This window comes from Pseudomonas sp. HD57-3, from assembly GCF_056113135.1.
The window spans coordinates 458595-484703 of sequence record NZ_CM148568.1 but is presented as its reverse complement, the minus strand read 5'-3'; the positions used below and the strand labels follow the sequence as shown (position 1 = coordinate 484703).

The window sequence follows — 26109 nt, the reverse complement described above, 5'->3', positions numbered from 1 at the left end:
AAAACCTCGCCTGTCTTTCTGACTGGTGAACCCCATGTCCAACCCGCAAAACCCTGTGCGCAACGTGCTGTACATCATGTGCGATCAACTGCGCCGCGATTACCTTTCCTGCTACGGCCACCCGCACCTGCACACCCCGAATATTGATCGCCTGGCCGCTGCCGGCGTGCGCTTCAGCCGCGCCTATACACAGGGCACGATCTGCGGGCCGTCGCGGATGTCGGCCTACACCGGGCGCTATGTCAGCAGCCATCAGGTGGCGTGGAACGCGGTGCCGCTGCCGCTGGAAGAACTGACCATCGGCGATTACCTGCGCCCCCACGGCATTCGTACTGCGCTGGTCGGCAAGACCCACGCCACAGCCAACGTGGATGCCTTGCAGCGGCTGGCGATCAACCCTGAAAGCGCCCAGGCCGAAGTGCTCAATGAAGTCGGCTTCGAACCGTACTTTCGTCACGACGGCATCTTCCCCGACGACCCGCTGTTCGATGACAAACGCGAATCCGCGCCCTACACCCATTACCTGCGAGAACAGGGTTTCGAAGGACGTAATCCCTGGCACGACTGGGCCAACTCTGCCGAAGGCGACAACGGCGAAATCCTCAGCGGCTGGAAAATGCGTAATGCCCATTTGCCGGCACGAATTCCCGAGCAACATTCAGAGACTGTCTACACTACAAATCGAGCCATCGAATTCATCGGTGAGCAAGGTGAAAAACCGTGGTTTTTACACCTGTCCTATATCAAACCCCACTGGCCCTACATCGTACCGGCTCCGTACCACACGCTGTACAGTACGAAATCGATTCTCGAACCGGTACGTAATGCCTCTCCAAGCGACCATCCGGTCTATCAGGCCTTTCGCCAGCATGAGGAAAGCCTGAATTTCTCCAAAGATCCGGTACGACTGAACGTGATCCCGACGTACATGGGCCTGGTCAAACAGGTCGATGATCAGTTGGGGCGGCTGTTTGATTTCCTGCAAAGCAACGGTCGCTGGGAGGACACGCTGATCGTGTTCACCAGCGATCACGGCGACTTTCTGGGCGACCACTGGCTGGGCGAGAAGGAGTTTTTGCTGGAGCAGGCGGTGGGCGTCCCCTTGATCGTGCGCGACCCGCGTGCGGCGGCGGATGTCACACGGGGCACGGTGGATGAACGCCTGGCGGAAACCATCGACGGGGTGCCGACCTTTCTCGACGCGCTGGGCGTGACGGGGGCCGAGCATCGCCTGGAAGGTCGCTCGTTAATTCCGCTGCTGCACGGTGAAAACCCCGACTGGCGCCGCTATGCGATCAGCGAATACGACTACGCCTTCCAGGCCCCGGCACGTGAGCGACTGGGCCAGCCGATCGACCGCTGCCGCATGACCATGGTGCGCAGCGAACGCTGGAAATACCTGGCGTACGACGGCTTCCGGCCGCAGCTTTTCGATCTGCTGAATGACCCGCAGGAGCTGCAGGATCTGGGCGCGGATCCGGCGTATGCGGCGGTGCGCGAGGAGCATGCGGGGTATCTGTTCGAGTGGGTGCGCGGGTTGAAGCGGCGCACGACCATCAGTCATCAGGAGATTGATTTGCGTGGGCAGCGGTTTCGTTATGGGGAGCCGGAGACCGAGAAGATGGTGCAGATCGGCGTTTGGTGACAGTGATCGCTCCCCCCGCCGAGGTGCTGATGTTCCCACGCTCCGCGTGGGAACGCCTCAATGGACGCTCTGCGTCCGCTTTGGGACGCGGAGCGTCCCGGGCTGCATTCCCACGCAGAGCGTGGGAACGATCATCTTCTGCTCTTACTCGCGCCCTTTGATGGTCTGGCTACGCTGCCCACTCGCCCCGACCGGCACTTCCCCTTTGAGCGTCACCCGACGCACCACACGATCCTGAGTGCCGTAATCATCAATCGCATAATGCTGCGTCGAGCGGTTATCCCAGATCGCCACGTCACCGGCCTTCCAGCGCCAGCGCACGACGTTCTCCTGGCGGATCACATGACTTTGCAGCAAGCCGAACAGGTGCGCCGAATCAGCCTGGGAATAGCCCTTGATGCGCTTGACGAAGTGCCCCAGCAACAAGCTCTTTTCGCCGCTGATCGGGTGTACACGAACCACCGGATGTTCAGTCTCGTAGACGGTCGAGGTGAAGATCTTGCGATAGCGCTCGAGCTTCTCCGCCGACACGTCCGGCTTCACGGCGGCGTAGTCGTACTCGTTGCTGTGCACGGCCACCAGTTTGTCTGCCAGCTCACGCAATTCCGTCGGCAGTTCGTTGTACGCGGTCGCGGTGTTCGCCCACAGCGTGTCGCCACCGAACGCCGGGGCCACCACCGAGCGCAGGATCGAGGCTTTCGGATAGGCATCGACGAAGGTCACGTCGGTGTGCCAGGAGTTGGCGCGCTGCCCTTCGGCGCCGTCCAGTTCAAGCAGGTAACGGGTGCCCTCGCGGGACGGCACGGTCGGGTGCGCCACCGGCTCGCCGAGCAGATGCGCGAAGGCTTCCTGACGTTGATCGTCAAGCTGGGTCTGCTCGCGGAAGAACACGACCTTGTACTGGATCAGTGCCTGTTGAATGGCTTCAACCGTCGCGGCATCCAGTTCACCGGACAAGTGCACGCCACGGATTTCGGCGCCGATACGGCCGGCCACCGGATGAATCTCCAGCGCGTGGACAGCGGGTTTTACAGCGAGTGCGGCATTGCTCATGGGTAGACCCTCATCGACTGCTTGCGGTTGGACGGCAGCGAAACAACGCTCTATCTATATTCCATTTACATCTAATAGATATTCACATGCTTCGTTGACGGAATAAGAGCTTGCATTTAAAACCTCAAGCAACCTCGTCGCAAATGCCTTCGAGCTATTTTTAGGATGCCGGAAAAGCATATGGATCTTCGCCAGTTGCGCTACTTCATCGCCCTCAACGAACACCGCAGTTTTGTCCGCGCGGCCGACGCCATGGGCATCACTCAACCGGCGTTCAGCCGCAGCATTCAAGGGCTGGAGCAGGAGTTCGGCTGCGTGCTGGTGGATCGTGGCAACAAGGATCTGCGCCCCACGCCCGAAGGCCAGGTGGTGCTGCAACACGCCCTGACCCTGGTGCAGGGCGCCGCATTGCTCAGCGCCGAAGTGACGCAAATGACCAAGCTCGACGCCGGCGAACTGCACTTCGGTTGCGGCCCGGCGCCGGCGGTGAAACTGGTGCCGGACGCGGTGGCGCAATTCATCAATGCGCACCCGAAAGTGCGCACCTGTTTTCAGGTGGATAACTGGGAAAAACTCAGCCGCGCCCTGAGCCGCGAGGAGATCGAATTCTTCATCGCCGACATCCGCCATTTCGAATCCGACCCGAACTTCCAGACCCAGCCGCTGACGCCCAAGCGCGGGGTATTTTTCTGCCGGCCGGGGCATCCGCTGCTGGCCAAGGAAAGCCTGTCGACCAACGACATGTTCGACTATCCGCTGGCGACCACGCTGATCCCGCCAGGCATTCGCAAACTGCTGGCGAATCTCAGCGGGCGGATCGATTTTTCCCCGACCATCGAGACCGAGCATTTTCCGGCGCTGGTGAAAGTGGTGTTGCAGTCCAACGCGATTGGCGTGGGCACTGAAGAGGCGTTTGTCGAGGACATCGCCCAAGGCTCACTGGCGCTGCTGCACTGGCGCAATCTGCCGCAGAACCTGGAGAGCATGAATGCACGGTGCGGGATCGTCAGCCGCACGGGATTCCGCTTGTCACCGGCAGCACGGGCGATGATCGAGACGTTGGTGGCGGTGGATAAACAGGCGATCAGCGTCGCGGTTTGAGGGTCATTCCCACGCTCTGCGCGGGAATGACCACATGACTCAGAGCTTCGCGGCCGCCAGCTCAGGCGCCACCCACTCGTTCACCTTGAACGGCTTGCGAATCAGCTTCTGCTGCGCCGCCAGATCCACCTTGCCCTGCAGGTTTTCGAGGAACAGCGGATCCAGTGTCGACGGGAACACTTCGCTCAGGTTCTGATCCTTCAGATCCTGGGTCAGGATCACCGGCGGATAGCTCGCCAGCCCCGAGACCAGTTGCACGTAGGCGTCCTTGTTGCTGTCCTGAGTCAGCCACTCCACTGCCTGCTGCTGCGCCTTGAGCAGCTTCGCCACGACGTCCGGATGCGCATCGACAAATTTACCGGTCCCCAACAGCACCGCCTGCACACTGCCGGCGCCACCGAGATCTTTGGTATTCAATGGCAGCTCAGCCAGTCCTTTGGCCTGCAAAGCAGTCAGCCCGGAACTGCCCCACGATGCATCGATCTGCTTCGCCGCCAGCGCCGCAACCGCTGCGTTGAAATCGAGGTTGATCACCTTCACGTCCTTCTCGCTCAGGCCCACGCTGGCCAGCGCCGCATCGAACGACAGCTGGGTCGCGGTGCCCCGGAAGATCGCCACGCGCTTGCCTTTGAGATCCTGCAGCGTCTTGATCCCCGAACCCGGCACCACACCCAGGTATTGCTTCACACCCCGGGCGCTGGCGCTGAGCAGGCGCGTATCCAGTCCGTTGGATTTGCCGATGATGGCCGCCAGATCCCCCAGATAGGCCAGATCCACCTGGCCGTTGGCGAACGCTTCGTTGATCACCGGCCCGGCGCCTTTGAAGAAGCTCCACTGAATCTTGATGCCCTGATCGGCGAAGGCCTTTTCGAAGATCTGCTGATCGCGCAGCACGTCCACGATGCCCCCGCCACTGTGTTGAGTACCCGCGCTCAGATCAGGCACAGCGATCCTGATTTCCTTGAGCTCGTCGGCCTGGGCAGAGAACGCCAGCAGACCCGCCAGCGCCGGCGCGGCAAACAGACTGATGACACGTTTGAAGGGAAGGTTCATGGGTGCGGCTCCTGATCACGGCGGGCATTGAGGAGCCGAAAGTAGGCGCAATCCGTATCAGCACTTAAATACTTAAAAAGCACATTTTTATAGCTTTTCAAGCTAAGCCAGCAAAGTCGGGACATGCAGAGCCGTATGCATGGAGAGCATCGAAAATATTCTTCGAATGCATTGGATGCGCGCAGGGCTGGAGGCCTTAAATGGCGCTTCTTATCTCCAAAATGATTATTTTCTAACTCGCTTATAACTATTGGTTTATAGCTAATTCCGCTGACTCGATCCAACCCGACAACGGAGGTCACCATGGCCCGTGAATCCCTGCTCAGCCTGCCACTGGCCGCACCGCCGTTGAAAAGCCGGCGTACCTGGCCAAGCCTGAGCCACCGCGTTTTACCCTGGATATTACCGCTCGGACTGTTCGCCCTGTGGTGGCTGGCGGCGCGCAATCAATGGATGAGCGAACAGATCCTGCCCGCGCCGTCACTGGTGTGGAACAGCGCGATCGAGTTGTCCCAGGGCGAGTTATGGAGCCATTTGTGGATCAGTCTGCAACGGTTGTTCTGGGGCCTGCTGGCGGGCGTTACAGCCGGCGCAGTACTCGGTGCGGCGTTGGGTTTCAGCCGTCGTCTCGAACGCCTGATCTTCCCGACTTTCGCCGGCCTGGCCCAGGTGCCGACGCTGGCGTGGATTCCACTGTTCATGGTGTTTTTCGGCATCGGCGAAACGCTGAAACTGGTGGTGCTGATCAAGGCCATCGTGGTGCCGGTGACCCTGCACACGCTGGTCGGCGTGCGTGACGCGCAACCGAAACTGCGCGAAGCCGCCGCCGTGTTGCGCCTGCCGCCACAGTTGCTGATTCGCAGACTGGTGCTGCCCGCCGCCCTCCCCGCATTCATGGCCGGCGTACGCCTGGCACTGGCCGCTGGCTGGACTTCGTTGCTCGCCGTCGAGCTGCTGGCCTCCAGCGAAGGCATCGGTTACCTGATGGTCTGGGCCCGGCAGCTGTTCATGCTCGACATCGTCTTTGTGTGCATCGTAGTGATCGGCCTGATCGGCGTGGCGATGGATCGCGGCATCGGCCTGCTGGACAAAAAACTGGTGCACTGGCCGCACCCAGCCACGGCGGAAATCCGTCGCGGCCCACGCTACGAAGGCTGGCAACGCGTGCAGCCGTGGCTGCTGCCACTGGCGCTGTTTGCGCTGTGGCAACTGGCAGTCGATCAGCAATGGGTCGACGCCAACATTCTGGTCAGCCCGTGGGTGGTGCTTGAGGCGACCAAAAACGGATTGCTCGACGGCACGTTGATCTCCGGCATGGCCCTGAGCCTGGGTCGCACCCTCGGCGGCTTGTTGATTGGCGGCGGCCTCGGCCTCGTGCTGGGTTTGCTGCTGGGTCTTTCGCGCACCAGCGAACGCGTGCTCGGCCCGACCCTCGCCGCCCTGCGCCAGATCGCGATTTTCGCCTGGGTCCCGCTGCTCACCGCATGGTTCGGTCTGGGCGAACTGGCGAAGTGGGTGTTCGTCGCCCTTGCCGCATTCTTTCCGTTGTTTGTCGCAACCCAACGCAGCGTCGCCAACCTCTCGCCACAACTCAACGAAGCCGCGCAGGTCCTGCGCCTGAGCCTCGGCCAGCGTCTGCGTCGACTGGTATTGCCGGGCGCCGCGCCGGGGATTTTCGCCGGCCTGCGCCTGAGCCTGATCTACGCCTGGCTCGGCACCATCGGCGCCGAATATTTCATGCCGTCCAACGGCGGCATCGGCAGCCAGATGATCGGCGCCCAACAACTGCTGCGCATGGACCTGATCATGGCCGGGATGCTGCTGGTCGGCCTCACCGGCGCCCTGCTCAACCTCATTGGCCAACGCCTGGAAATCCGCGCCACCCGCTGGAGACACGCATGAACGCACCGATTGTCAGCTTCAACCATGTAGGCAAATCCTTCGACGTCGACGGTTTCGAACTGGAGGCGATTCGCGAATTCAACCTCGACATTGCCGAGGGCGAATTCGTCGCCATCGTCGGTTCCAGCGGCTGCGGCAAATCCACCTTGCTGCGCTTGCTGGTAGGCCTCGACACGCAATTTCGCGGGCAGATCAGCGTCGATGGCAAAGCCGTCAATGGCATTGGCGGCGAGCGCGGCATCGTGTTTCAGGAACACCGTTTATTCCCGTGGCTGACGGTGGCCGACAACATCGGCCTGGGCCTGGTCAACGAGCCGCTGGCTGCCTCCGAAAAGCAGCAACGCATCAATGATTTCATCGAGCTGGTAGGCCTGCGCGACTTCACCCGCGCCTACCCGCATCAACTCTCCGGCGGCATGGCCCAGCGCGTGGCGATTGCTCGCGGTCTGGTGGCGAGCCCACGGATCCTGCTGCTCGACGAACCCTTCGGCGCCCTCGACGCACTGACCCGCCAGCAGATGCAGGACGAGCTGCTGGCGATTCGCGAGCGGGCAAAGATCACCACGATTCTGGTCACCCACGATGTCGAGGAAGCGATTTTCCTCGCCGACCGCGTGGTGGTGATGGAACCGCGCCCCGGCCGGATCAAACAGGTGGTGGACATCGCCCTGCCCCATCCGCGCCAGCGCAGCAGTTTCGACTTCCACCAGTTGCGCGAAGAACTGCTGCACGAGCTGACCAGTGACGACCATTACCAACCGAGCGCACCGGTGCAGATCCGCGATCTGCCGCTGTCGTTCATTGCCTGCTGAACAGGAGCCTGTTGATGCCGCAACGTCCCAACTTTCTGGTGATACTGGCCGATGACCTCGGTTTCTCCGACATCGGTGCCTTCGGCGGCGAAATCGCCACGCCGAACCTTGATGCCCTGGCCAATAACGGCCTGCGCCTGACCGATTTTCATACCGCACCGACCTGCTCGCCGACCCGCTCGATGCTGCTCACCGGCACCGATCACCACATCGCCGGCATCGGCACCATGGCTGAAACCCTGACCCCGGAGCTGATCGGCAAACCGGGTTACGAGGGCTATCTCAACGACCGTGTCGTCGCGTTGCCGGAGTTGCTGCGCGAGGCCGGTTACCAGACCTTGATGAGCGGCAAATGGCACTTGGGCCTGACTGCCGAACTGGCGCCCCACGCCCGTGGCTTCGAGCGTTCGTTCTCGCTGCTACCCGGCGCGGCCAACCACTACGGATTCGAACCGACCTACGATGAACACACGCCCGGCCTGCTGAAATCCACCCCGGCGCTGTACATCGAGGACGACACCTTCGTCGACGAATTGCCGAAGGATTTCTATTCCTCCGACGCCTTCGGCGACAAGCTGTTGCAGTACCTCAAGGAGCGTGACCAGAGCCGGCCGTTCTTCGCCTACCTGCCGTTTTCCGCACCGCACTGGCCGTTGCAGGCGCCCGCCGACATCGTCGAAAAATACCGTGGCCGCTACGACGCGGGGCCGGAAGTGCTGCGCCTCGAACGTCTGGAAAAACTCAAGTCGCTGGGGCTGATCGAGCCGGATGTCGAGCCGCATCCGCTGATCCAGCTGACCGCGCAATGGGACGCGCTGAGCGATGAGCAAAAACGGATTTCCGCCCGGGCAATGGAGGTCTACGCAGCGATGGTCGAGCGCATGGACTGGAATATCGGCCGCGTCATCGATTACCTGCGCCAGCAGGGCCAGCTCGACAACACCTTCATCCTGTTCATGTCCGACAACGGTGCCGAAGGCGCGCTGCTGGAAGCCTTCCCGAAATTCGGTCCGGAGCTGGTGACCTACCTGAGCCAACACTACGACAACAGCCTCGACAACATTGGCCGCGCCAATTCCTACGTCTGGTACGGGCCGAACTGGGCGCAGGTGGCGACCGCGCCGTCACGCCTGTTCAAGGCGTTCACCACCGAGGGCGGGATCCGCGTTCCGGCGCTGCTGCATTATCCGCAGCTGCCGCTGAAGGGGCAGATCAGCCATGGTTTCGGCACGGTGATGGACATCACGCCGACCATCCTCGATCTGGCCGGCGTGCGCCATCCGGGCAAGCAGTGGCACGGCAAACCGGTGGCGCCGTTGCGTGGTAAATCGTGGCTGGGTTTCCTGTCCGGCGAGACGGCGCAGGTGCATGACGAACACACCGTTACCGGCTGGGAGTTGTTCGGGCGCCGGGCGATTCGGCAGGGGCAGTGGAAGGCGGTGTGGATCCCTGGGCCAGTGGGGCCGGCGACCTGGCAGCTTTATGACCTGGGGAGTGATCCGGGGGAGATTCATGATCTGGCGTCGAGTCAGCCGCAGAAGCTTGAAGCGCTGATCGAGCATTGGCAGCGGTATGTGGAGGAGACCGGGGTGATTTTGAGTGAGTCGCCGTTTCAGCCGGATTGAGGGGGGCTGATGTAAGGCTATCGCCGGTTCGCCGGCGATAGCTTCGGATACCTTCAAGCCTGAGCCGTCTGCACTTCTTTCTGCTGGACTTCTTCCTTGCGAACAAACCGGTTCGCCCGCCCGAACGTCCCAAAATCATTAAACCGAACCCCCATCTCCCGCATCACCTTATGCGCCACCGGCACCGTCAACTGGCGAATGTAAAACGGCTCCTTCACCACAAAATGGTGAATCCCGTGACTGCTGCCGAAGTTGAAGCAGAACGCCTGCAACGGCCACAGCCACCACGGATTCAGCACCTGGCACTGCTGAAGCACATTACCCGGCTCCACATCCCCGTAGTAATGCATGTTCGAACTGATGAAGTGCAGGCAAAAGGTGCGCAACACGTTCGGCCCGATGATCACCACAGCAGCGATGTCGATCACCTGCATCACCGACAACGTGGTCGCTGACCATTCGATCGGCGAGCCCATCAGGTAAGCGATCCCGTTGGCGGCATGGAACCCGAGAAACACATACCAAGCCCCCCAATGCACCAGCGCCAGCGGCGCGTAGACCTTCAAAGTGCGTTTGATGATGCTGAACTTGTGCGCCCAGGTCTTGGCCCGCAGCATGCGGATGAACGCCGACATCACGTTGTCACCGACCATCAGCAACCGCGCGAAACCCCACGGCTCGCCGTTGGTGATTGCCCGTTCTTCCATATCGGTTTCAGTGCCGGACACCTTGTGATGATTGAGGTGCAGATGACGGCGAATCCACGGGTTGATCGTGCTCGGCCGCGCCAGCCACACCAGGCCCATCATCAGGTTGTGCGGAACCCGCTGTTTGCGGAAATACATGCTGTGAATCAGGTCGTGTTCGAGCTCATGGGTCAGCGAGGCGAAAAACGCGTTGAGCAGCAGGCACGCCCACCACGCCATGTGCCCGGTGATGTAGAGCGCCGCCGAACCGATCATCCCGGCCAGGGCAAACGCCAGAATCCCCGCGCCGAGGGCGTCCTGATGGTTGAGAATCGGGTAGCGCTCGCGCAGCTCGACGCCTTTGGCCAGCACCACTTCGCGAATATGCGCTGATCGCTGGGCAGCATTGTGTCGCTGGGGACTTGCAGAAGTACGGTCCATGCTTCCATCCTCTGGTTATTGATGTTCGTATCCTGCCCCGCGCGGATTCCGAACGCGGTAGCCGAGAACGCCAACCTGTTGACCGGAAGCGCCAATCAGCATGAAGGAACCGACTTCTCTCGCCAGCTGGACCCGTGCCCTGCGCAAGCAACTCGACGCGCTGGGGCTGGACAGCACTGCCCTGTGTCAGCAGGCCGGGCTCGATCCGCAATTGATGGACGACCCGAACGCCCGCTATCCGTTGTCCGCGACCACACGCCTGTGGGAAATCGCGGTGCAGGTCAGCGGCGATCCGGCGATCGGTTTGCGGGTGTCGCGCTTCGTCAGCCCCACGACGTTTCACGCGTTGGGCTATGCGTTGGTGGCCAGCGGCAGCCTGCGGGAAGTGTTCGAGCGGATCGTGCGTTATCACCAGGTGGTCAGCGACGCGCTGGAACTGGAGCTGATCCGCACCGAAGACCGCTATCGGTTTCGCCTGAAAATCCCGGCCGGCAACCCCGCTCCGGCCTTCGAAGCCATCGACGCCTTCGCCGCGATCTACGTACGCACCTGCCGCAATCGCCTGGGCCGCGACTACGCACCGCTGGCGGTGTACCTGCGTCGCCCGGAACCGGCCAATGCGCATCAATGGCACAAGGTGTTCCGCTCGCCGGTGCATTTTTCCGCCGAAGAAGACCGGATCGAATTCGCCCTCACCGACTTCGACAGCCACCTGGACGACGCCAACCCGGAACTGGCCGAGCACAACGAAGCGGTGCTCAAACGCACCCTCGCCCAGCTCAAGCCACTGACCTGGGAGCGCAAGGTGCGCGACGCCATCGAAGAACAACTGCCCGAAGGCGAGCCCAGCGCCGAACGCATCGCCCAGGCCCTGCACCTGAGCCTGCGCAGCCTGCAACGCCACCTGGCGGACGAGGGTTGTCGCTTCGACACCCTGCTGAATGAAAGCCGCGAGAACCTCGCGCTGCTGCACCTGCGCGATCCGCAATGCTCGCTGAGCGAGGTCAGTTATCTGTTGGGATTTGCCGACACCAGCAGCTTCAGTCGCGCGTTCAAACGCTGGACGGGGATGACGCCGGGGCAGTTTCGGGATCAGTTGCGCTGACGGGCCTGGAATTTGTACTGAATCGACCAGCCTCTTCGCGGGCAAGCCCGCTCCCACAAGGATCGGGGTGTACAAAAATCCGCGTCATACCTCGACCACTGTGGGAGCGGGCTTGCCCGCGAAAGCGCCCGTCAGGTCACCACAAACCCCAGTTCAAACACGGTGCCATTTGCATCACTACTCACCCGCACCCGCCCCCCATGCAACTGCATGATCGACTGCACGATCGCCAGTCCCAATCCGCCAGAATCTCCCGGTTCCGCGCGGGACGGGTCGACGCGGTAGAAGCGATCGAACAGTTTGCTCAGATGTTCATCCGCGATGACCGGGCCGAGGTTGTGGACTTGCAGCCAGCACATGCCCGGCTCATCGCGCCGGCACAGGCTGATGACCGAGCCGGCATCGGCATGACGTACGGCGTTGGCCAGCAGATTGCCCAAGGCGCGTTGCAGCAGTTGCTGATCCGCCAGCAATTCTCCGCTGAGCGTGTTTTCGAGGCGGATTTCCCGGTCATCGGCCAGGGCCTCGAAGTAGTCGCACAACTCATCGCCGATTTCGTGCAGTTCCAGCGTGCGCAGATCGAGCGCTCGCTCAGCTTGCTCGGCGCGGGCGAGAAACATCAGGTTTTCAGCCATGCGCTTGAGCCGTTCGAACTCTTCCATGTTCGACGCCAGCACTTCCTGATACTCGGTGCTGCTGCGCGGGTAATTCAGTGCCTGGCCGTTGCTCGCGAGCAAGGTGTGCAGCGGCGTGCGGATTTCATGGGCGAGGTCGGCGGAAAACTGTGAGAGGCGCTGGAAGCCGTCGTCCAGCCGCACCAGCATGCCGTTCAGCGCGTGCACCGGTTCCAGCAATTCCGCTGGCGTGCCGGCGGTGGGGACGCGTTGGTCGAGGCTGCGCAGGTCGATGCCGCGCAGTGCTTCACTCAGCTTGCGCAGAGGCCGCAAACCACGGCGCAACAGCACCAGGCCCAGCGTGAAGGCGAGCACGGCACCCAGGCCGACGGCCAGATACAAGCGCAGGCGATAGCTGCCGAGCATCTGCTCGCGCTCGCTCAAGACCTTGCCGGCGATCACGGTCAGTGCTTCGCCGTTAGGCCCTTGGGCCTGACCTGACAACAAGGCCAGTTCGACACCGTCCGCCGCCTGCCAGGTCAGCACATCGCGGCGTTGCGGCGGTTGATCCCGGGGGATGGCCTGCACGGACGGCAGTGCGCGTTGGTGAGGGTTGATCGTGATCACATTCGAGCCGTCCGCGCGCTGCACCAGCAGCAGACTGTCGAGGTTGCCGAGCATGTTCTGGTACAGCCGTGGCCGCGCCTGCAAGGCGTCGAGGCTGTCGCTGTCGGCGAGCAGCGCGCGCACCTGTTCCAGACGACCGAGCAACGCCATGTCGTCGCGCCAGGCGATTTCCGAGGCCAGCGAGCGATACAGGAACACGCCGATCGCGCTGAGCACCAACGCACAGACGGCTGCGAACGCCAGGGCCAGGCGCCAGGCGATGGATCTAGCGCGCATCGTCGGGTGCTTCGAGTTGATAGCCGACCCCGCGCACGGTGTGGATCAGTTTGGGCATGTACGGATCGTCGACTTTCGAACGCAGCCGACGCACCGCGACTTCGACCATGTTGGTGTCGCTGTCGAAATTCAGGTTCCACACCTGCGAAGCAATCAGCGTGCGCGACAGCACTTCACCCTGTCGGCTGGCAAGTAGATGCAGCAGGGCGAATTCCTTGTTGGTCAGGGCGATGCGCTGGCCGCCACGGCTGACCCGGCGGCGCAGTACGTCGATTTCCAGATCGGCGATGCTGTACGACTCGGCTTCGCGCATCGGCCCGCGCCGCAACAATGTGCGCACCCGCGCCAGCAATTCGGCGAAGGCGAACGGCTTGAGCAAATAGTCGTCGGCACCCAGTTCGAGGCCGCGCACGCGGTCTTCGATGGCATCCTTCGCTGTCAGGAACAGCACCGGCGTGGCGCCACGCTGGCGGATCAGCTGGAGCAATTGCCAGCCGTTGAGGCCCGGCAGCATCACGTCGAGGATGACCAGGTCATATGCCTGCTGCTCGATGAAGTAGCGCCCGTCGAGGCCATTCAGCGCCACATCCACGGCGAAACCCGACTCGCCCAGCCCTTTGGCGAGGAAATTCGCGGTTTTTGCTTCATCTTCTACGACCAGCAAACGCATGGCACACCTCGATTGATCAGAGGCACAGGCTAGGCCCCTTCGGCCGTGTTGCCCATTACAAACTTGTAATCCGGCTGACGAGGTTTCGACGGGGACCGGCGGATAAGGTGGCGGCCTTCGCTTCTGGAGCCTGCCCATGACCGTCAAATACTTGATTGCCAGCCTGGCAATCAGCTTCGGCACTGCCGCAATCGCCGCGCCTGAGTTGCCTCGACACGCCGATCTCGATCTGAAAACCGCACGGCTGCTGGCCGACACGGCGCTGGAAAAATGCACCGCCACGGTGTCGGTGCTCGACCGAGGCGGCAACCTGCTGGTGACCTTGCGCGGCGACGGTATTGGCCCGCACAACACCGCCGCCAGCCAACGCAAGGCCTACACCGCGCTATCGACGAAGACCCCGACCCGGTTGTTCGCCGAGCGCGCCCGCAGCAACCCGGAAACCGCCAACCTCAATACCCTCGACGAGCTGTTGTTACTCGGCGGCGGCATCCCGCTGTTCGCTGGCAAGGAACTGGTTGGCGCCATGGGCGTGGCCGGTTCCGGCGGCGGCGAGCAAGACGAGAACTGCGCGATCAAGGCTGCCGACATCGTCGGCCTTTCCATCAACCGTATTTGAACCCAGGAGCATCACCATGACCCCACTGCGCATGACTTTCGCCGCGCTTGGCTTGAGCGCTTTTTCGAGCCTGGCGCTGGCCGCCGGCAATCCGCTGAGCGTGCATGTACTCAATCTGGAAAACGGCCTGCCGTCTCCGGGTATCAACGTGACGCTGGAACGCCACGTGGGCCAGGACTGGCAGCCGCTGGCGCAGGGCACCACCAATGAACAGGGGCGGATCGCCGAACTGTTCCCGGCGAACAAACCGTTCGAAGCCGGTGAGTATCGGGTGGTGTTCAAGACCGGTGAGTATTTCGAGAAGGCGAAGCACGAGACGTTTTTTCCGGAGATTCCGGTGATTTTCAAAGTGAAGCAGACGGATCAGCACTACCACATTCCGCTGCTGCTCAGCCCGTATGGCTTCTCCACTTATCGCGGTTCATAAGAAGGTCGCAAGACTCCTTGTGGGAGCTAGCCTGCTAGCGATTAGATCTGTGAGCCACCTCGATGTTGGCTAATCGACCGCAATCGCTAGCAGGCTAGCTCCCACAGGAGATTGTCGGTGTCTTTTAGAGGGTCGCCAGTGCGCGCAATCGCACAGCGTCGAGGATTTCGATCTCGCCATAACTCAAGCCGATTATCCCCTGCCCCTGCAACTCCTTGAGGATCTGGTTGGTGGTCTGCCGCGACAGCGACAGCATCGACGCCAGCTGCTCCTGGGGCAGTTGCAGCACCCGGCGTGGCGGATCCAGTTCGCCGTAGCCTTCGGCGATCATCAGCAGGCGATGGGCCAGACGCGCCGGGGCCGGCAGCAAGCTCAGCTGTTCGAGGTTGATGAAGGTCAGGCGCAATTTGTGGCTCATCAGCAAAGCCAGATGCCGCCAGTAAATGGGATGTTCGTCGAGCAGTTTCAGCAGCGTAGCCTGGGGAATGTTCAGCAGGGTACAAGGCCCGACCGCGTAAGCATCGTGGGTACGTGGCTGACCATCGAACAGGCAGATTTCGCCGAACCAGTGCGGCGCCTCCACCAGGCTCAGCAATGCCTCCTTGCCCTGCTCGCTGACCGCGCCGATGCGCACCGCACCATCTAGCACCGCGTACAGCCCGCACGGCGCATCACCGCGCTGGAACAAGCGCTGCCCCGCCGCCAGCCGCCGCTCCCGGGCCGCTGCCAGCAGACTATCCTGAAAGGACGAAGGCAGATGACTGAACCATTGCCCGGTCAGCAGGCGCTCGCGCCAGACCTTATCCATGCGTTCTCCTAAAGATTGTCGCCTGCCTGACAGAGCGAGCCGTGAACCCGGGGCATGATTCGATCACCCTACAGGAGGAACAACAATGAAAAGCCTCGTCGATCATTTGAGTCAATACGCCGCTTACCACCGTGACCCGCGCAACATCGCCAGCCACTTTATCGGGATTCCGCTGATTGTGGTGGCGGTGGCCGTGCTGTTGTCGCGGCCGGAATGGTCGGTGGGCGAGTTGTGGATTTCCCCGGCGGTGATTGCCGCCCTTGCTTCGGCGTGGTTTTACCTGCGCCTGGAACTGAAACTCGGGGTTTTGATGACCGTACTGATGGGGCTGTCGGTCTGGGCCGGGCACGTCCTGGCGCAGCAGAGCACCATGGTCTGGCTCAGCAGCGGTCTGGCGATGTTCGTGATTGGCTGGGTGATCCAGTTTGTCGGGCACCACTATGAAGGGCGCAAACCGGCGTTTGTCGATGACTTGAGCGGGTTGATTGTCGGGCCGCTGTTTGTGGTGGCCGAACTGGCGTTCATGCTCGGGATGCGGCATGAGCTGAAAGAGCAGATCGAGGTGCGGGCGGGTGTGGTGCGGGTCAATCCGAATCGCGCGGCTGTCTGAACCACTGCCCGGCTCGCTCATTCCCACGCTCTGCGTGGGAATGAATCCCGTGACGCTCCGCGTCACAGTGGACGCGAAGCGTCCATAGCGGCGTTCCCACGCAGAGCGTGGGAACGAGCGAGATCAAACGTTGGCGACTTTCTGCCAGACCTTCGGCTTGAAGAACAACGTCTCACCCTTCGCCAACCCGGTCAGGCTGTCGTGATCCTTCACCACTTCCGCCTCGATCAGATCCGACTGGCCTTCAACCTTCAACGTCACCCGCGTGGTCGCGCCCAGCGGCCGGATATCGCGGACTTCAGCGGCGTGGTGATCCTCCAGCTCATGCCGCGACAGCGACACTTCGTGCGGACGGAACAGCACGTGGTTGTCATCGCCCAGATGCAGACGGTTCGAATCGCCGAGGAAGTGATAGACGAAATCGCTGGCCGGGTTTTCGTAGACGTCGCCCGGTGAACCGATCTGCTCGATCACACCCTTGTTCATCACCACGATGCGGTCGGCCACTTCCATCGCCTCTTCCTGGTCGTGGGTCACGAACACCGAGGTCAGGTTGATGTCTTCGTGCAGGCGCGCCAGCCAGCGGCGCAGCTCCTTACGCACCTTGGCGTCGAGGGCGCCGAACGGCTCGTCGAGCAGCAGTACTTTCGGCTCTACCGCCAGTGCACGGGCCAGGGCGATACGCTGACGCTGGCCGCCGGACAGTTGTTCCGGATAACGATCCGACAGCCAGTCCAGTTGCACCATGTTCAGCAGCTCGTGGACCTTGGTCGCGATCTGGCTTTCAGTCGGGCGCTGGTTTTTCGGCTTCATGCGCAGGCCGAATGCGACGTTGTCGAACACGGTCATGTGGCGGAACAGGGCGTAGTGCTGGAACACGAAACCGACGTTGCGATCCCGCACGTCATGGCCGGATACGTCTTCGCCGTGGAACACGATGTTGCCGTTATCCGGAGTTTCCAGACCGGCAATAATGCGCAGCAGGGTGGTCTTGCCGCAGCCGGACGGGCCGAGCAGCGCCACCAGTTCACCGCTGTGGATGTCCAGGCTGATGTTGTCCAGCGCCTTGAACGCATTGAAATTCTTGCTGACGTTACGCACTTCGATCGACATGAATTATTCCTCCGCGGCGCTGGCGCGCAGGCGGTTGATACGGTTTTCGCTCCACTGCTTGAGCAGCAGGATGAAGAGCGCCAGGATCAGCAACAGGCTCGCCACGGCGAACGCGGCCACGTGGTTGTATTCGTTGTAGAGGATCTCGACGTGCAGCGGCAAGGTGTTGGTCACCCCGCGAATGTGCCCGGAAACCACCGACACCGCACCGAACTCACCCATGGCCCGCGCGGTACACAGCACCACGCCATAGATCAGGCCCCATTTGATGTTGGGGACGGTCACGTGCCAGAACATCTGCCAGCCATTGGCGCCGAGCAGACGCGCGGCTTCCTCTTCCTGAGTGCCTTGTTCCTGCATCAGCGGGATCAGCTCACGGGCCACGAACGGCACGGTGACGAAGATCGTCGCCAGCACGATGCCCGGCAGGGCGAAGACGATCTGGATGTCGTGATCCTGTAGCCACGGCCCGAACAGGCCCTGGGCGCCGAACATCAACACGTAGACCAGACCGGCGATCACCGGCGATACCGAAAACGGCAGGTCGATCAGCGTCACCAGCATACTCTTGCCGCGGAACGAGTATTTGCTCACGCACCAGGCGGCACTGACGCCGAACACCAGGTTCAGCGGCACCGAAATCAGCACCGCAATCACGGTGAGTTTCAGGGCCGACAAGGCATCCGGTTCAAAGATCGCAGTGAAGAACGCGCCGAGGCCGTTCTTCAATCCCTGGGACACCACGATGAACAGCGGCAGCAGCAGAAACAGGAAGAAAATCAGCCAGCCGAGGCCGATCAGGATCCGCCGCGAAGTGGCACTGCCACGGCGGGCGGCGTTGGCCGAGGAAGCGGCCGCAATAGACGATTGGGACATGGTTCGCGCCTCCTTATGGGGTTTCGATCCGCCGCTGCAGCAAGTTGATCAGCAGCAACAGGACGAAGGAAACCACCAGCATCAACACGCCGATGGAGGTAGCGCCGGTGTAATCGTACTGGTCGAGCTTGACCATGATCAGCAGCGGCAGGATCTCGGTTTTCATCGGCATGTTGCCGGCGATGAAAATCACCGAACCGTACTCGCCGACGCCCCGGGCAAACGCCAGGGCAAAACCGGTCAGCCAGGCCGGCAACAGCGCCGGCAGCAGGATGTGACGGAACACCTGCAACGGTTTGGCACCGAGGCACGCGGCCGCTTCTTCGACTTCACGCGGGATGTCGGCCAGCACCGGCTGCACCGTGCGCACCACGAACGGCAGGGTCACGAAGGTCAGCGCCAGGGTGATCCCGAGCGGGGTGTAGGCGATCTTGAATCCGAGGTCGGCGGCGAACTGCCCGACCAGCCCGGTCGGCGTGTACAGCGCCGTCAGGGCAATACCGGCCACGGCGGTCGGCAGGGCGAACGGCAGATCGATCATCGCGTCGATCACCTTGCGTCCCGGGAACGTGTAGCGCACTAGCACCCACGCCAGCAACGTGCCGATGATGCCGTTGATGATCGCGGCGCACAGCGCGGTGCCGAAGCTCAGCTTCAGTGCGGCGAGAACGCGGGGCGCGGAGATGATCGTCCAGAACTGGTCCCAGGTGAGTTGGGCGGCGTGGACGAACATCGCCGCCAGCGGGATTAGCACAATCAGGCTGAGGTACACCAAGGTGTAGCCCAGCGTCAGCCCGAAGCCGGGTATGACGGGGGAGATACGACGCGACATAAAAGTCCTTGGTTTGAGAACGCGCAAAGCCCCGAACATAAATCCGGGGCTCGTTTTAGGCTATTGAAACTTACTGCGCCTGATAGATCTGGTCGAACACGCCACCGTCGTTGAAGAATTTCGGCTGTGCGGTTTTCCAGCCGCCGAAGTCCTTGTCGATGGTCACCAGTTCCAGTTTCGGGAACTGCTGGGCGTACTTGGCTGCCACGTCCTTGTCACGCGGGCGGTAGAAGTTCTTCGCCGCGATTTCCTGGCCGGCCGGGCTGTACAGGTGCTTGAGGTAGGCTTCGGCGATCTGCTCGTTGCCCTTCTTCTCGGCGTTCTTGTCGACTACCGCCACCGGTGGTTCGGCGAGGATCGACAGCGAAGGCACGACGATGTCGAACTTGTCCTTGCCGCCGTCTTCTTTCAGCGCCAGGAAGGCTTCGTTTTCCCAGGCCAGCAACACGTCACCCTGACCGTTGTTGACGAAGGTGATGGTCGAGCCACGCGCGCCGGTGTCCAGAACCGGAACGTGCTTGAACAGGGTCTGTACGTATTCCTTGGCTTTGGCTTCGTTGCCGCCGTTGGCTTTCAGGCCGTAGGCCCATGCCGCGAGGAAGTTCCAGCGCGCACCGCCGGAGGTTTTCGGGTTCGGGGTGATCACCGAGACATCGTTCTTGACCAGATCGCCCCAGTCCTTGATGCCTTTCGGGTTGCCCTTGCGCACCAGGAACACGATGGTCGAGGTGTACGGGGTGCTGGCTTCCGGCAGACGCTTCTGCCAGTCAGCCGGCAGGGTCTTGCCGAGCTTGGCGATTTCGTCGATGTCGCCGGCCAGGGCCAGGGTCACGACGTCGGCGCGCAGACCGTCGATCACCGCACGGCCCTGCTTGCCCGAACCGCCGTGGGATTGCTGGATTTTCACGGTGTCGCCGGCGTGCTCCGACTGCCAGTACTTCACGAACTCGGCGTTGTAATCCTGATACAGCTCGCGCGTCGGGTCATACGACACGTTGAGCAGTTCGTAATCCTTGGCAACCGCGGAACCGGCAAACACAGCACTGGCCAGAGCGGCCAAAGCGTAACGGCGAATCGACGACATGGTGAAAGCTCCTGGAATTCTTGGTGGTGGCTTTTTCTTATGGATTGCTGGAATCGGGTTGCTCGTTCAACGACCGCAGCCTGTGGCAGCTTCTGCCAACAGCTCCCCGCAGGAGCTGCCGCAGACTACGAATCAGGCCGGTTTGTTACCCGGTTGCTGCAGACGGAATTTCTCTTTGCGTTCGATCTGGACCACCTGGGCGTTATGCACAGTGATTTCCACCGCGCCGAAACGCAGGTCGCGCAAGGCGCTCTGGATTTCGCGCAAGATGGTGCTTTCGTCCTGACCGTCAACGCTACGCAGGGATGCGCTCATGGTGCTGCTCCTTTGTATGGGATATGCCTGGCAGTGGGCGGCACTGCGTTCGGCGTGGGAGCAATATAAGAGAGCTTTGGATATTCTTAAAAAGACTATTTAAGAATGTTTATATAACTGGAAAACATTATGTGATGCAGCAAGGGTTTGCGGCGGATTTGCCCGCCGACAAACCCGCCGCAGGCCGCCCTCAACCGATCAAGGGCGCCCGATTCCAGTCGATTTGCGCTTCCGGAACAGGCCGCCCAAACCAGTAGCCCTGCCCCAGATCACAGGCCTGGCCCAGCAGGAACGCCGCCTGTTCCGCCTGCTCGATGCCCTCGGCGTGCACCTGCATGCCCATGCTGCGGGCCAGGGCGATAATCACCCGGACGATCGCCGCGTCGTCCTCGTCCCACGGCAGGCCGGCGACGAATCCCTGATCGATCTTGAGCTTCTGCACCGGCAGGCGCTTGAGTCGCAGCAACGACGAATAACCGGTGCCGAAATCATCGATGGCCAAGCGAATGCCCAGCTCGCGCAGACGGTGCATCTGCTCCAGCGCGACTTCCGGATCGTCCATCACCGCGCTTTCGGTGACTTCCAGTTCCAGATAGGCCGGATCCAGGCCGGTCTCGTGCAGCACCTGCGCAACCTGCTCGTACAACTCGCGACGGGCGAACAAACGTGACGACACGTTCACCGCGACAAACGACAGCACCACCCCGGCCTGCTGCCATTGGCACATCTGCCGGCAGGCCTGCTGCATGACCCAGGCGTCGATTTCCGAGATCAGCCCGGTGCGCTCGGCAATCGGGATGAACTCCGCCGGCGACACCAGGCCCCGCTGCGGATGCTCCCAGCGCACCAGCGCCTCGACGCCGATCAGGCGACTGGTTTTCAGGTCGTGTACCGGTTGGTAGTAGACCCGCAGCTCCTGCTGCTCCAGTGCGCGGCGCAGTTCGAAAGCAATCTCGACCCGCTGCTGGGCGTGGGCCGTGAGTTCTTCGGTGTACAGCGCGTAGCCGTTGCGGCCACTGCTCTTGGCCTTGAACAGCGCCGCGTCGGCGTTGCGCAACAGCTGCTCGGCGCTCAGTGCATCGCTGGGAAACAGGCTGATGCCGAGGCTGGCGTTGATGAACAGTTCATGGCCGTCGAGGCAGAACGGCTCCTTGAGCGCATCGAGAATGCGCTGAGCCAGCGCCGCCGCCTGCGCCGGCTGTGGACAACTTTCCAGCAGGACCGCGAACTCGTCGCCGCCCAGCCGCGCCAGGGTGATGCCCGGCCCGAACAGCGCCTGCAAACGCGCGGCGACCGCCTTGAGCAAACGGTCACCGATGTTGTGGCCGAGGCTGTCGTTGATCAGTTTGAAGTGGTCCAGATCGATCATCAGCAGCGCGCAACCGCGCTTGTGGGTCTGCGCCGATGCCAGCGCTTGTTCGGCGCGATCGCTGAACAGCAGGCGGTTGGGCAGGTCGGTCAGCGGATCGTGGTGGGCCAGGTGCTTGAGTTCGTGCTCGGAATCCTTGATCGCGCTGATATCGGAAAACACCGCGACGTAATGGCTGAGCCGGTTGTCATCGTCACGAATGACCCGGATCGTTTGCCATTGCGGGTAGATCTCGCCGCTTTTACGGCGGTTCCAGATCTCGCCGCTCCACTCGTCCTGCGCCTGCAACGTGGCGAACATCGCCTGATAAAACCCCGGCGGATGGTGCCCGGACTTGAACAGGCTGGGCTGCTGGCCAATCACTTCTTCACGCTGATAGCCGGTGATTTCCATGAAGGCGCGATTGACGTGCACGATCAGCCCCAGCCGGTCCGTGACCAGCACGCCTTCGCGGGTGCAATCGAATACCGCAGCGGCCTGACGCAGCCTTTCGCGATCCGCCTGGCGCTCACGCAATCGGGCACCGATCCCCAGGCATTCGAACAGCCGCGACCGGGCCAGGAAGATCAACCCGGCGCTGAGCGCTACGAACAGATAGCCGTTGATCAGTTGCCAGCGCAGCAGTTCGTCAGAGTTATCGAAGAAACTGTTCAATAAATAGCCAGTGCCTTGCAGCCAGACAACGGCAAGGACCAGGTAAAGCAGCGCTGCACGCAAAGCATCGCGGTATGTGGCAGACATTCGGCCGTCCATGTCCCTACAAAAATGTCGGGATTATAGGTCAAGAAACATCCAGCCATCTCTTATCTGAAAGGGCGACTGGTTTTATCTGTGTGCTTGGTGATAATGCAACGGCTGTTTTTTCTTTATCGAGGGCCCTATAGCCTATGTGGTACGAAGGTTTTCTTGGCTTGTCGGCCTGGTCACTGGTCGCCGTCACCCTGGTGATGACCCACGTGACGATCGTTGCCGTCACGGTCTACTTGCACCGCTACTCGGCCCATCGCTCCCTGGAGCTGAATGCCGGGCTGAAGCATTTCTTCCGTTTCTGGCTGTGGCTGACCACGGCGCAGAACACCCGCGAGTGGACCGCCATCCACCGCAAGCACCACGCTAAATGCGAAACCGAAGACGACCCGCACAGTCCGGTCGTCAAGGGTCTGTCCACTGTCCTGCGCAAAGGTGCCGAGCTGTACCGCGAAGAAGCGCAGAACCCGGAAACCCTGCGCATCTACGGCAAGAACTGCCCCGAAGACTGGATCGAGCGCAACCTCTACAGCCGTTACCGGCTGCTGGGCGTGGCGATCATGGCTGTCGTCGACCTGCTGCTGTTCGGCACCATCGGCATCACCATCTGGGCAATCCAGATGATGTGGATTCCGGTCTGGGCGGCCGGCGTGGTCAACGGTCTCGGCCATGCCGTCGGTTACCGCAACTTCGAATGCCGCGACGCGGCGACCAATCTGGTGCCATGGGGCATCCTGATCGGCGGCGAAGAACTGCACAACAACCATCACACCTACCCCAATTCGGCCAAGCTGTCGGTCAAGAAGTGGGAGTTCGACCTCGGCTGGGCCTGGATCCAGGTCTTCAGCTTCCTGCGTCTGGCCAAGGTCCAGCGTGTTGCGCCAATCGCCCACCGCGTCGAAGGCAAGGGCAGCCTGGACATGGACACCGCCATGGCGATCCTCAACAACCGCTTCCAGATCATGGCCCAGTACCGCAAGCTGGTGATCGGCCCGTTGGTGAAGCAGGAACTGGCCAAGGTCGATCATTCGGTACGCCACCAGTTCCACCGGGCCAAACGCCTGCTGTCGCGGGAAACCAGCCTGCTGGAAGATCGCCACCACGCGCGCATCCAGAACATGCTCGAGCACAGTCAGGCGCTGAAGGTAATCTACGAGAAACGCCTGGCCCTGCAGCAGATCTGGGTCAAGACCAGCGCAAATGGCCACGACATGCTCGCCGCCATCAAGGAATGGGTACACGAGGCCGAGGCCAGTGGCATCCAGTCTCTGCGTGAATTCGCCGACCAGTTGAAAACCTACTCGCTGCGCCCAGCCGCCGTCTGATGCCGTTGATCGGTGCGCCCGGTTCCCGGGCGCACCCTTCGGAACTTCACCCCAGATCCCCTATCTCAAAGACACTTCGCCACCCCCGGCGGGCTTTCCCGTGGCCGTTGTCGACTTCCCGGCACGCCCTTTGAGATTCGTGTCGATGGTCAACAACAATCAAAAAGATTCATCCCCTCCCCAGTGGCCCGAGGCCGCGCAAACCCTGATGGCGTTGATGCACGCCCAGGGCGAAGTCGCCCGGCTGAGCGAGCGCGAGCAGCTGTTCAGCTCGCTGCTGGTCAGCGTCAACGCCGTGCTTTGGGCCTTCAACTGGGAAACCCGTCAGGTGCTCTACGTCAGCCCCGCCTACGAACGGATTTTCGGCCGCTCCGCCGCCCTGCTGCTGGCCGACTACAACCAGTGGCGCGACAGCATCTACCCGGACGATCTGGAATACGCCGAACGCAGCCTCGCCGAAGTGCTGCACAAAGGCGCCGTGGAAGACCGCGAGTACCGGATCATCGCCGCCGACGGCCAGGTGCGCTGGATCAGCGACAAGTGCTTCATCAACCGTCAGGACGAACCGGGGCAACCGGTGATCATCGTCGGCATCGCCGAAGACATCACCGACAAGAAGCAGATGGAAACCGAGCTGCAACGCCTGGCCACCACCGACGTGCTGACCCAGAGCAGCAATCGCCGTCACTTTTTCGAATGCGCCCACCGTGAATTCGAAAACGCCCGCCTGCAGGGCGCACCACTGGCGTTCCTGCTGCTGGACATCGATGACTTCAAGGTGATCAACGACACCTACGGCCATCCCGAAGGCGACAACGTGCTGCAACGAATTGCCGAATGCGGTCGTGCTTCGTTACGCCGGGGAGACCTGTTCGGGCGGATTGGCGGTGAGGAATTTGCTGCGGTTTTTCCGGGTTGTGCGCCGGACATGGCGATGCAGGTGGCCGAACGGCTGCAACGGGAAATCCAGCGGCTGAGCTTCAATCACGCCGATCAGACGTTCGGCATCACCGTCAGCCAGGGCCTGACCAGCCTCACCCTGGAAGACGAAAGCCTCGACACCCTGTTCGCCCGCGCGGACGCAGCGATGTACGAGGCCAAACGGCAGGGCAAGAACCGGATCATTTCCGCCTGATTCCAGACCGGATGCGCAATCAAGCCGCTATTTGCGCATCCGCATCAGCTCCGGCAAGCCGATTTTGAGCAAGCGCGCCGTGCGGCTCTTCGCCAGTTCTTCAACGCCTTCATGCTCGGTCAGCCGGGCCATCTGCGCCGCCATGTTCATCACCAGCGCCTCGCGGGAATACACCCCGCCACCGAGCTGGTAGACCGAGGCAATCAGCTCGCGCAACTCCAGCGGCAGGCGCCAGCGGGTACGCAACGCCGAACCATAGGCAGCACCGAATTCGGCCAGCGCATCGCCGACTTCCTCCAGCTCATCCAGCTCGCCGCCGGCCTGCTTCCACTCCTGCAGACAACGCAGCAACGCCAGATCGCCGAGGCGATGGAGCATCCCGGCGCAATAGCAGCGCTCCTGATCCAGATCGAGCAACCGTGCCAGCGTGCGGGCGTACTCGGCGGTGTGCAGCGACAGGCCCCAATAGCGCTCGGCGTAGTCGGCCAGACACGGGTCGCTGAGTCGGGCGCTGCGTTTGAGTGCAAGGCCAAGAATCAGGTTCATGCTCTGCCCGGTGCCCAAGCGATGCAGCGCCTGCGCCAGGGTCTGCACTGGCGCGCCATGATGCTGAGCGGCGCTGTTCGACGCTGCGATCAACACGGCGGTGATCTGCGGATCGGTGCGGATTTCCTCTTCCAGCAGCTTCAGGTCCAGGCCGTTGGGGTTGAGGCTGCGTTTGACCGCCACTTGCACGTCGGTCATCAGCGGCGCGCCATCGGCCTGCTCGCGGCGGCGTTCGAGAAACACAGACAGGGTCATGCCCGGCGCCAGCGCCGGTACTTCACAGAACACTTCCTCGCCGGCATTGAGCAGCAGACCCTGCAAACGCTCGGTCAGGCTTTCCATGTTCAGGGGTTTCGCCAGGTAGGCGGTCGGCGCCAGCGGCAGGGCTTCGCGCACGCTGGCGCTGTCATTGCGGCTGCTCATCAGAATGAACGGCAGCGGCGGATTGCGTTTGCGCTGGCGGACACTGCGCAACACGCTCAAGCCATCGACGCCGGGCAACTCCCAGTCGACGATCGCCAGGTCATAGGGGACTTCGCTGAGCAGCGTCATTGCCTCCTGGCCATCGGCGCACAGGTCCAGCCGCGCATCGCAGCGCACATTCAGCAACACTTGTTTGAGCAGGTCTCGAGACCATGGGTCGGCCTCGGCAATCAGCACTCGGGGTACAGCGGGTAAATCGACGGCAGTCAT

24 protein-coding genes are annotated in these 26109 nt (G+C 61.9%); 11 read left to right on the top strand and 13 right to left on the bottom strand.

The features are described from left to right. The first annotated feature begins 34 nt into the window (after positions 1–34). Positions 35–1645, top strand: coding sequence for an alkaline phosphatase family protein (locus AC0R79_RS02125; protein ID WP_474732991.1), 1611 nt, complete (start codon positions 35–37; stop codon positions 1643–1645). A gap of 144 nt (positions 1646–1789) precedes the next feature. Here AC0R79_RS02125 and AC0R79_RS02120 read toward each other — a convergent pair whose 3' ends face one another. Next, positions 1790–2698 (bottom strand): TauD/TfdA dioxygenase family protein, encoded by a 909-nt coding sequence (locus tag AC0R79_RS02120; protein WP_474732990.1) that lies wholly within the window; start codon positions 2696–2698, stop codon positions 1790–1792. 180 nt (positions 2699–2878) lie between these two features. Between AC0R79_RS02120 and AC0R79_RS02115 the strand changes: the two genes are divergently transcribed. After that, positions 2879–3799 (top strand): LysR family transcriptional regulator, encoded by a 921-nt coding sequence (locus AC0R79_RS02115; RefSeq protein WP_041475105.1) that lies wholly within the window; start codon positions 2879–2881, stop codon positions 3797–3799. Positions 3800–3838: 39 nt separating this feature from the next. Here AC0R79_RS02115 and AC0R79_RS02110 read toward each other — a convergent pair whose 3' ends face one another. Next, positions 3839–4852 (bottom strand): ABC transporter substrate-binding protein, encoded by a 1014-nt coding sequence (locus AC0R79_RS02110; protein WP_262194813.1) that lies wholly within the window; start codon positions 4850–4852, stop codon positions 3839–3841. Positions 4853–5155: 303 nt separating this feature from the next. On the opposite strand from AC0R79_RS02110, the gene AC0R79_RS02105 reads away from it, so the two are divergent. The 3 genes from AC0R79_RS02105 to AC0R79_RS02095 are packed head-to-tail and all read left to right on the top strand — an operon-like array spanning position 5156 to position 9191. Then, positions 5156–6754 (top strand): ABC transporter permease, encoded by a 1599-nt coding sequence (locus AC0R79_RS02105; RefSeq protein WP_474732987.1) that lies wholly within the window; start codon positions 5156–5158, stop codon positions 6752–6754. Then, positions 6751–7566, top strand: a complete 816-nt coding sequence (locus AC0R79_RS02100) for an ABC transporter ATP-binding protein (protein WP_127796583.1) — start codon at positions 6751–6753, stop codon at positions 7564–7566. Before AC0R79_RS02105 ends, AC0R79_RS02100 begins: the two co-directional genes overlap by 4 nt. 14 nt (positions 7567–7580) lie before the next feature. Continuing rightward, positions 7581–9191, top strand: a complete 1611-nt coding sequence (locus tag AC0R79_RS02095; RefSeq protein ID WP_375744842.1) for an arylsulfatase — start codon at positions 7581–7583, stop codon at positions 9189–9191. Between the two features lie 53 nt (positions 9192–9244). On the opposite strand, the gene AC0R79_RS02090 is transcribed toward AC0R79_RS02095, so the two are convergent. Further along, on the bottom strand, positions 9245–10318 hold the full coding sequence (locus AC0R79_RS02090) for a fatty acid desaturase (RefSeq protein WP_474732984.1): 1074 nt from the start codon (positions 10316–10318) through the stop codon (positions 9245–9247). A 100-nt stretch (positions 10319–10418) separates the two neighbouring features. Between AC0R79_RS02090 and AC0R79_RS02085 the strand changes: the two genes are divergently transcribed. Further along, positions 10419–11423: an AraC family transcriptional regulator gene (locus AC0R79_RS02085; RefSeq protein WP_474732983.1), complete on the top strand. Its 1005-nt coding sequence runs from the start codon at positions 10419–10421 to the stop codon at positions 11421–11423. A 131-nt stretch (positions 11424–11554) separates the two neighbouring features. On the opposite strand, the gene AC0R79_RS02080 is transcribed toward AC0R79_RS02085, so the two are convergent. Next, positions 11555–12940 carry a heavy metal sensor histidine kinase gene (locus AC0R79_RS02080; RefSeq protein ID WP_127796579.1) on the bottom strand — a complete coding sequence of 462 codons (1386 nt, stop codon included), beginning with the start codon at positions 12938–12940 and terminating at the stop codon, positions 11555–11557. Next, a complete protein-coding gene (locus tag AC0R79_RS02075) occupies positions 12930–13610 on the bottom strand; it encodes a heavy metal response regulator transcription factor (RefSeq protein ID WP_474732982.1) in 681 nt (226 codons plus the stop codon). The genes AC0R79_RS02080 and AC0R79_RS02075 overlap by 11 nt, the downstream gene beginning before the upstream one ends. Positions 13611–13746: 136 nt before the next feature. On the opposite strand from AC0R79_RS02075, the gene AC0R79_RS02070 reads away from it, so the two are divergent. Further along, positions 13747–14229: a GlcG/HbpS family heme-binding protein gene (locus tag AC0R79_RS02070; protein WP_474732980.1), complete on the top strand. Its 483-nt coding sequence runs from the start codon at positions 13747–13749 to the stop codon at positions 14227–14229. A gap of 16 nt (positions 14230–14245) precedes the next feature. Then, positions 14246–14656: a hydroxyisourate hydrolase gene (gene uraH, locus AC0R79_RS02065; protein ID WP_262161237.1), complete on the top strand. Its 411-nt coding sequence runs from the start codon at positions 14246–14248 to the stop codon at positions 14654–14656. Between the two features lie 124 nt (positions 14657–14780). Here uraH and AC0R79_RS02060 read toward each other — a convergent pair whose 3' ends face one another. Next, on the bottom strand, positions 14781–15464 hold the full coding sequence (locus AC0R79_RS02060) for a Crp/Fnr family transcriptional regulator (RefSeq protein ID WP_474732979.1): 684 nt from the start codon (positions 15462–15464) through the stop codon (positions 14781–14783). 85 nt (positions 15465–15549) lie between these two features. On the opposite strand from AC0R79_RS02060, the gene AC0R79_RS02055 reads away from it, so the two are divergent. Beyond that, positions 15550–16074 (top strand): Mpo1 family 2-hydroxy fatty acid dioxygenase, encoded by a 525-nt coding sequence (locus AC0R79_RS02055; protein WP_474732978.1) that lies wholly within the window; start codon positions 15550–15552, stop codon positions 16072–16074. Between the two features lie 123 nt (positions 16075–16197). Here the strand turns inward: AC0R79_RS02055 and AC0R79_RS02050 are convergent, their stop codons facing one another. The 6 genes from AC0R79_RS02050 to dibA form a co-directional block, all read right to left on the bottom strand. Beyond that, positions 16198–17187 carry a sulfate/molybdate ABC transporter ATP-binding protein gene (locus AC0R79_RS02050; RefSeq protein WP_102687462.1) on the bottom strand — a complete coding sequence of 330 codons (990 nt, stop codon included), beginning with the start codon at positions 17185–17187 and terminating at the stop codon, positions 16198–16200. Between the two features lie 3 nt (positions 17188–17190). Further along, entirely contained in the window at positions 17191–18063 is an 873-nt protein-coding gene (gene cysW, locus AC0R79_RS02045) for a sulfate ABC transporter permease subunit CysW (protein ID WP_064361637.1), read from the bottom strand. Positions 18064–18076: 13 nt separating this feature from the next. Continuing rightward, the gene (gene cysT, locus AC0R79_RS02040; RefSeq protein ID WP_007952818.1) at positions 18077–18895 is read right to left on the bottom strand and encodes a sulfate ABC transporter permease subunit CysT; all 819 of its coding nucleotides are present in this window, start codon (positions 18893–18895) and stop codon (positions 18077–18079) included. 70 nt (positions 18896–18965) lie between these two features. Next, positions 18966–19979 (bottom strand): sulfate ABC transporter substrate-binding protein, encoded by a 1014-nt coding sequence (locus tag AC0R79_RS02035; RefSeq protein ID WP_007952819.1) that lies wholly within the window; start codon positions 19977–19979, stop codon positions 18966–18968. 132 nt (positions 19980–20111) lie between these two features. Beyond that, positions 20112–20294 (bottom strand): sulfur starvation response protein OscA, encoded by a 183-nt coding sequence (gene oscA / locus AC0R79_RS02030; RefSeq protein ID WP_007952821.1) that lies wholly within the window; start codon positions 20292–20294, stop codon positions 20112–20114. A gap of 190 nt (positions 20295–20484) precedes the next feature. After that, on the bottom strand, positions 20485–22404 hold the full coding sequence (gene dibA, locus AC0R79_RS02025) for a phosphodiesterase DibA (RefSeq protein ID WP_474732975.1): 1920 nt from the start codon (positions 22402–22404) through the stop codon (positions 20485–20487). 146 nt (positions 22405–22550) lie between these two features. Between dibA and desA the strand changes: the two genes are divergently transcribed. Both desA and AC0R79_RS02015 read left to right on the top strand, forming a co-directional pair. Beyond that, positions 22551–23735, top strand: coding sequence for a delta-9 fatty acid desaturase DesA (gene desA, locus AC0R79_RS02020; protein ID WP_115076129.1), 1185 nt, complete (start codon positions 22551–22553; stop codon positions 23733–23735). 145 nt (positions 23736–23880) lie between these two features. Beyond that, complete coding sequence (locus AC0R79_RS02015; RefSeq protein WP_474732973.1) at positions 23881–24870, top strand: GGDEF domain-containing protein; 990 nt, start codon at positions 23881–23883, stop codon at positions 24868–24870. A 27-nt stretch (positions 24871–24897) separates the two neighbouring features. Here the strand turns inward: AC0R79_RS02015 and AC0R79_RS02010 are convergent, their stop codons facing one another. Continuing rightward, a complete protein-coding gene (locus tag AC0R79_RS02010) occupies positions 24898–26109 on the bottom strand; it encodes a response regulator (protein ID WP_102687459.1) in 1212 nt (403 codons plus the stop codon).

Bases quoted from the DNA above. Each gene is read 5' to 3' on its own strand.
- AC0R79_RS02085 (WP_474732983.1), top strand. From the start codon at position 10,419: ATGAAGGAACCGACTTCTCTCGCCAGCTGGACCCGTGCCCTGCGCAAG.
- AC0R79_RS02060 (WP_474732979.1), bottom strand. From the start codon at position 15,464: ATGGATAAGGTCTGGCGCGAGCGCCTGCTGACCGGGCAATGGTTCAGT.
- AC0R79_RS02050 (WP_102687462.1), bottom strand. From the start codon at position 17,187: ATGTCGATCGAAGTGCGTAACGTCAGCAAGAATTTCAATGCGTTCAAG.
- AC0R79_RS02015 (WP_474732973.1), top strand. From the start codon at position 23,881: ATGGTCAACAACAATCAAAAAGATTCATCCCCTCCCCAGTGGCCCGAG.
- AC0R79_RS02080 (WP_127796579.1), bottom strand. From the start codon at position 12,940: ATGCGCGCTAGATCCATCGCCTGGCGCCTGGCCCTGGCGTTCGCAGCC.
- AC0R79_RS02055 (WP_474732978.1), top strand. From the start codon at position 15,550: ATGAAAAGCCTCGTCGATCATTTGAGTCAATACGCCGCTTACCACCGT.
- AC0R79_RS02075 (WP_474732982.1), bottom strand. From the start codon at position 13,610: ATGCGTTTGCTGGTCGTAGAAGATGAAGCAAAAACCGCGAATTTCCTC.
- uraH (WP_262161237.1), top strand. From the start codon at position 14,246: ATGACCCCACTGCGCATGACTTTCGCCGCGCTTGGCTTGAGCGCTTTT.
- AC0R79_RS02090 (WP_474732984.1), bottom strand. From the start codon at position 10,318: ATGGACCGTACTTCTGCAAGTCCCCAGCGACACAATGCTGCCCAGCGA.
- oscA (WP_007952821.1), bottom strand. From the start codon at position 20,294: ATGAGCGCATCCCTGCGTAGCGTTGACGGTCAGGACGAAAGCACCATC.
- AC0R79_RS02105 (WP_474732987.1), top strand. From the start codon at position 5,156: ATGGCCCGTGAATCCCTGCTCAGCCTGCCACTGGCCGCACCGCCGTTG.
- desA (WP_115076129.1), top strand. From the start codon at position 22,551: ATGTGGTACGAAGGTTTTCTTGGCTTGTCGGCCTGGTCACTGGTCGCC.
- AC0R79_RS02115 (WP_041475105.1), top strand. From the start codon at position 2,879: ATGGATCTTCGCCAGTTGCGCTACTTCATCGCCCTCAACGAACACCGC.
- AC0R79_RS02095 (WP_375744842.1), top strand. From the start codon at position 7,581: ATGCCGCAACGTCCCAACTTTCTGGTGATACTGGCCGATGACCTCGGT.
- AC0R79_RS02010 (WP_102687459.1), bottom strand. From the start codon at position 26,109: ATGACTGCCGTCGATTTACCCGCTGTACCCCGAGTGCTGATTGCCGAG.
- cysW (WP_064361637.1), bottom strand. From the start codon at position 18,063: ATGTCCCAATCGTCTATTGCGGCCGCTTCCTCGGCCAACGCCGCCCGC.
- AC0R79_RS02070 (WP_474732980.1), top strand. From the start codon at position 13,747: ATGACCGTCAAATACTTGATTGCCAGCCTGGCAATCAGCTTCGGCACT.
- AC0R79_RS02125 (WP_474732991.1), top strand. From the start codon at position 35: ATGTCCAACCCGCAAAACCCTGTGCGCAACGTGCTGTACATCATGTGC.
- dibA (WP_474732975.1), bottom strand. From the start codon at position 22,404: ATGTCTGCCACATACCGCGATGCTTTGCGTGCAGCGCTGCTTTACCTG.
- AC0R79_RS02100 (WP_127796583.1), top strand. From the start codon at position 6,751: ATGAACGCACCGATTGTCAGCTTCAACCATGTAGGCAAATCCTTCGAC.
- AC0R79_RS02035 (WP_007952819.1), bottom strand. From the start codon at position 19,979: ATGTCGTCGATTCGCCGTTACGCTTTGGCCGCTCTGGCCAGTGCTGTG.
- AC0R79_RS02110 (WP_262194813.1), bottom strand. From the start codon at position 4,852: ATGAACCTTCCCTTCAAACGTGTCATCAGTCTGTTTGCCGCGCCGGCG.
- cysT (WP_007952818.1), bottom strand. From the start codon at position 18,895: ATGTCGCGTCGTATCTCCCCCGTCATACCCGGCTTCGGGCTGACGCTG.
- AC0R79_RS02120 (WP_474732990.1), bottom strand. From the start codon at position 2,698: ATGAGCAATGCCGCACTCGCTGTAAAACCCGCTGTCCACGCGCTGGAG.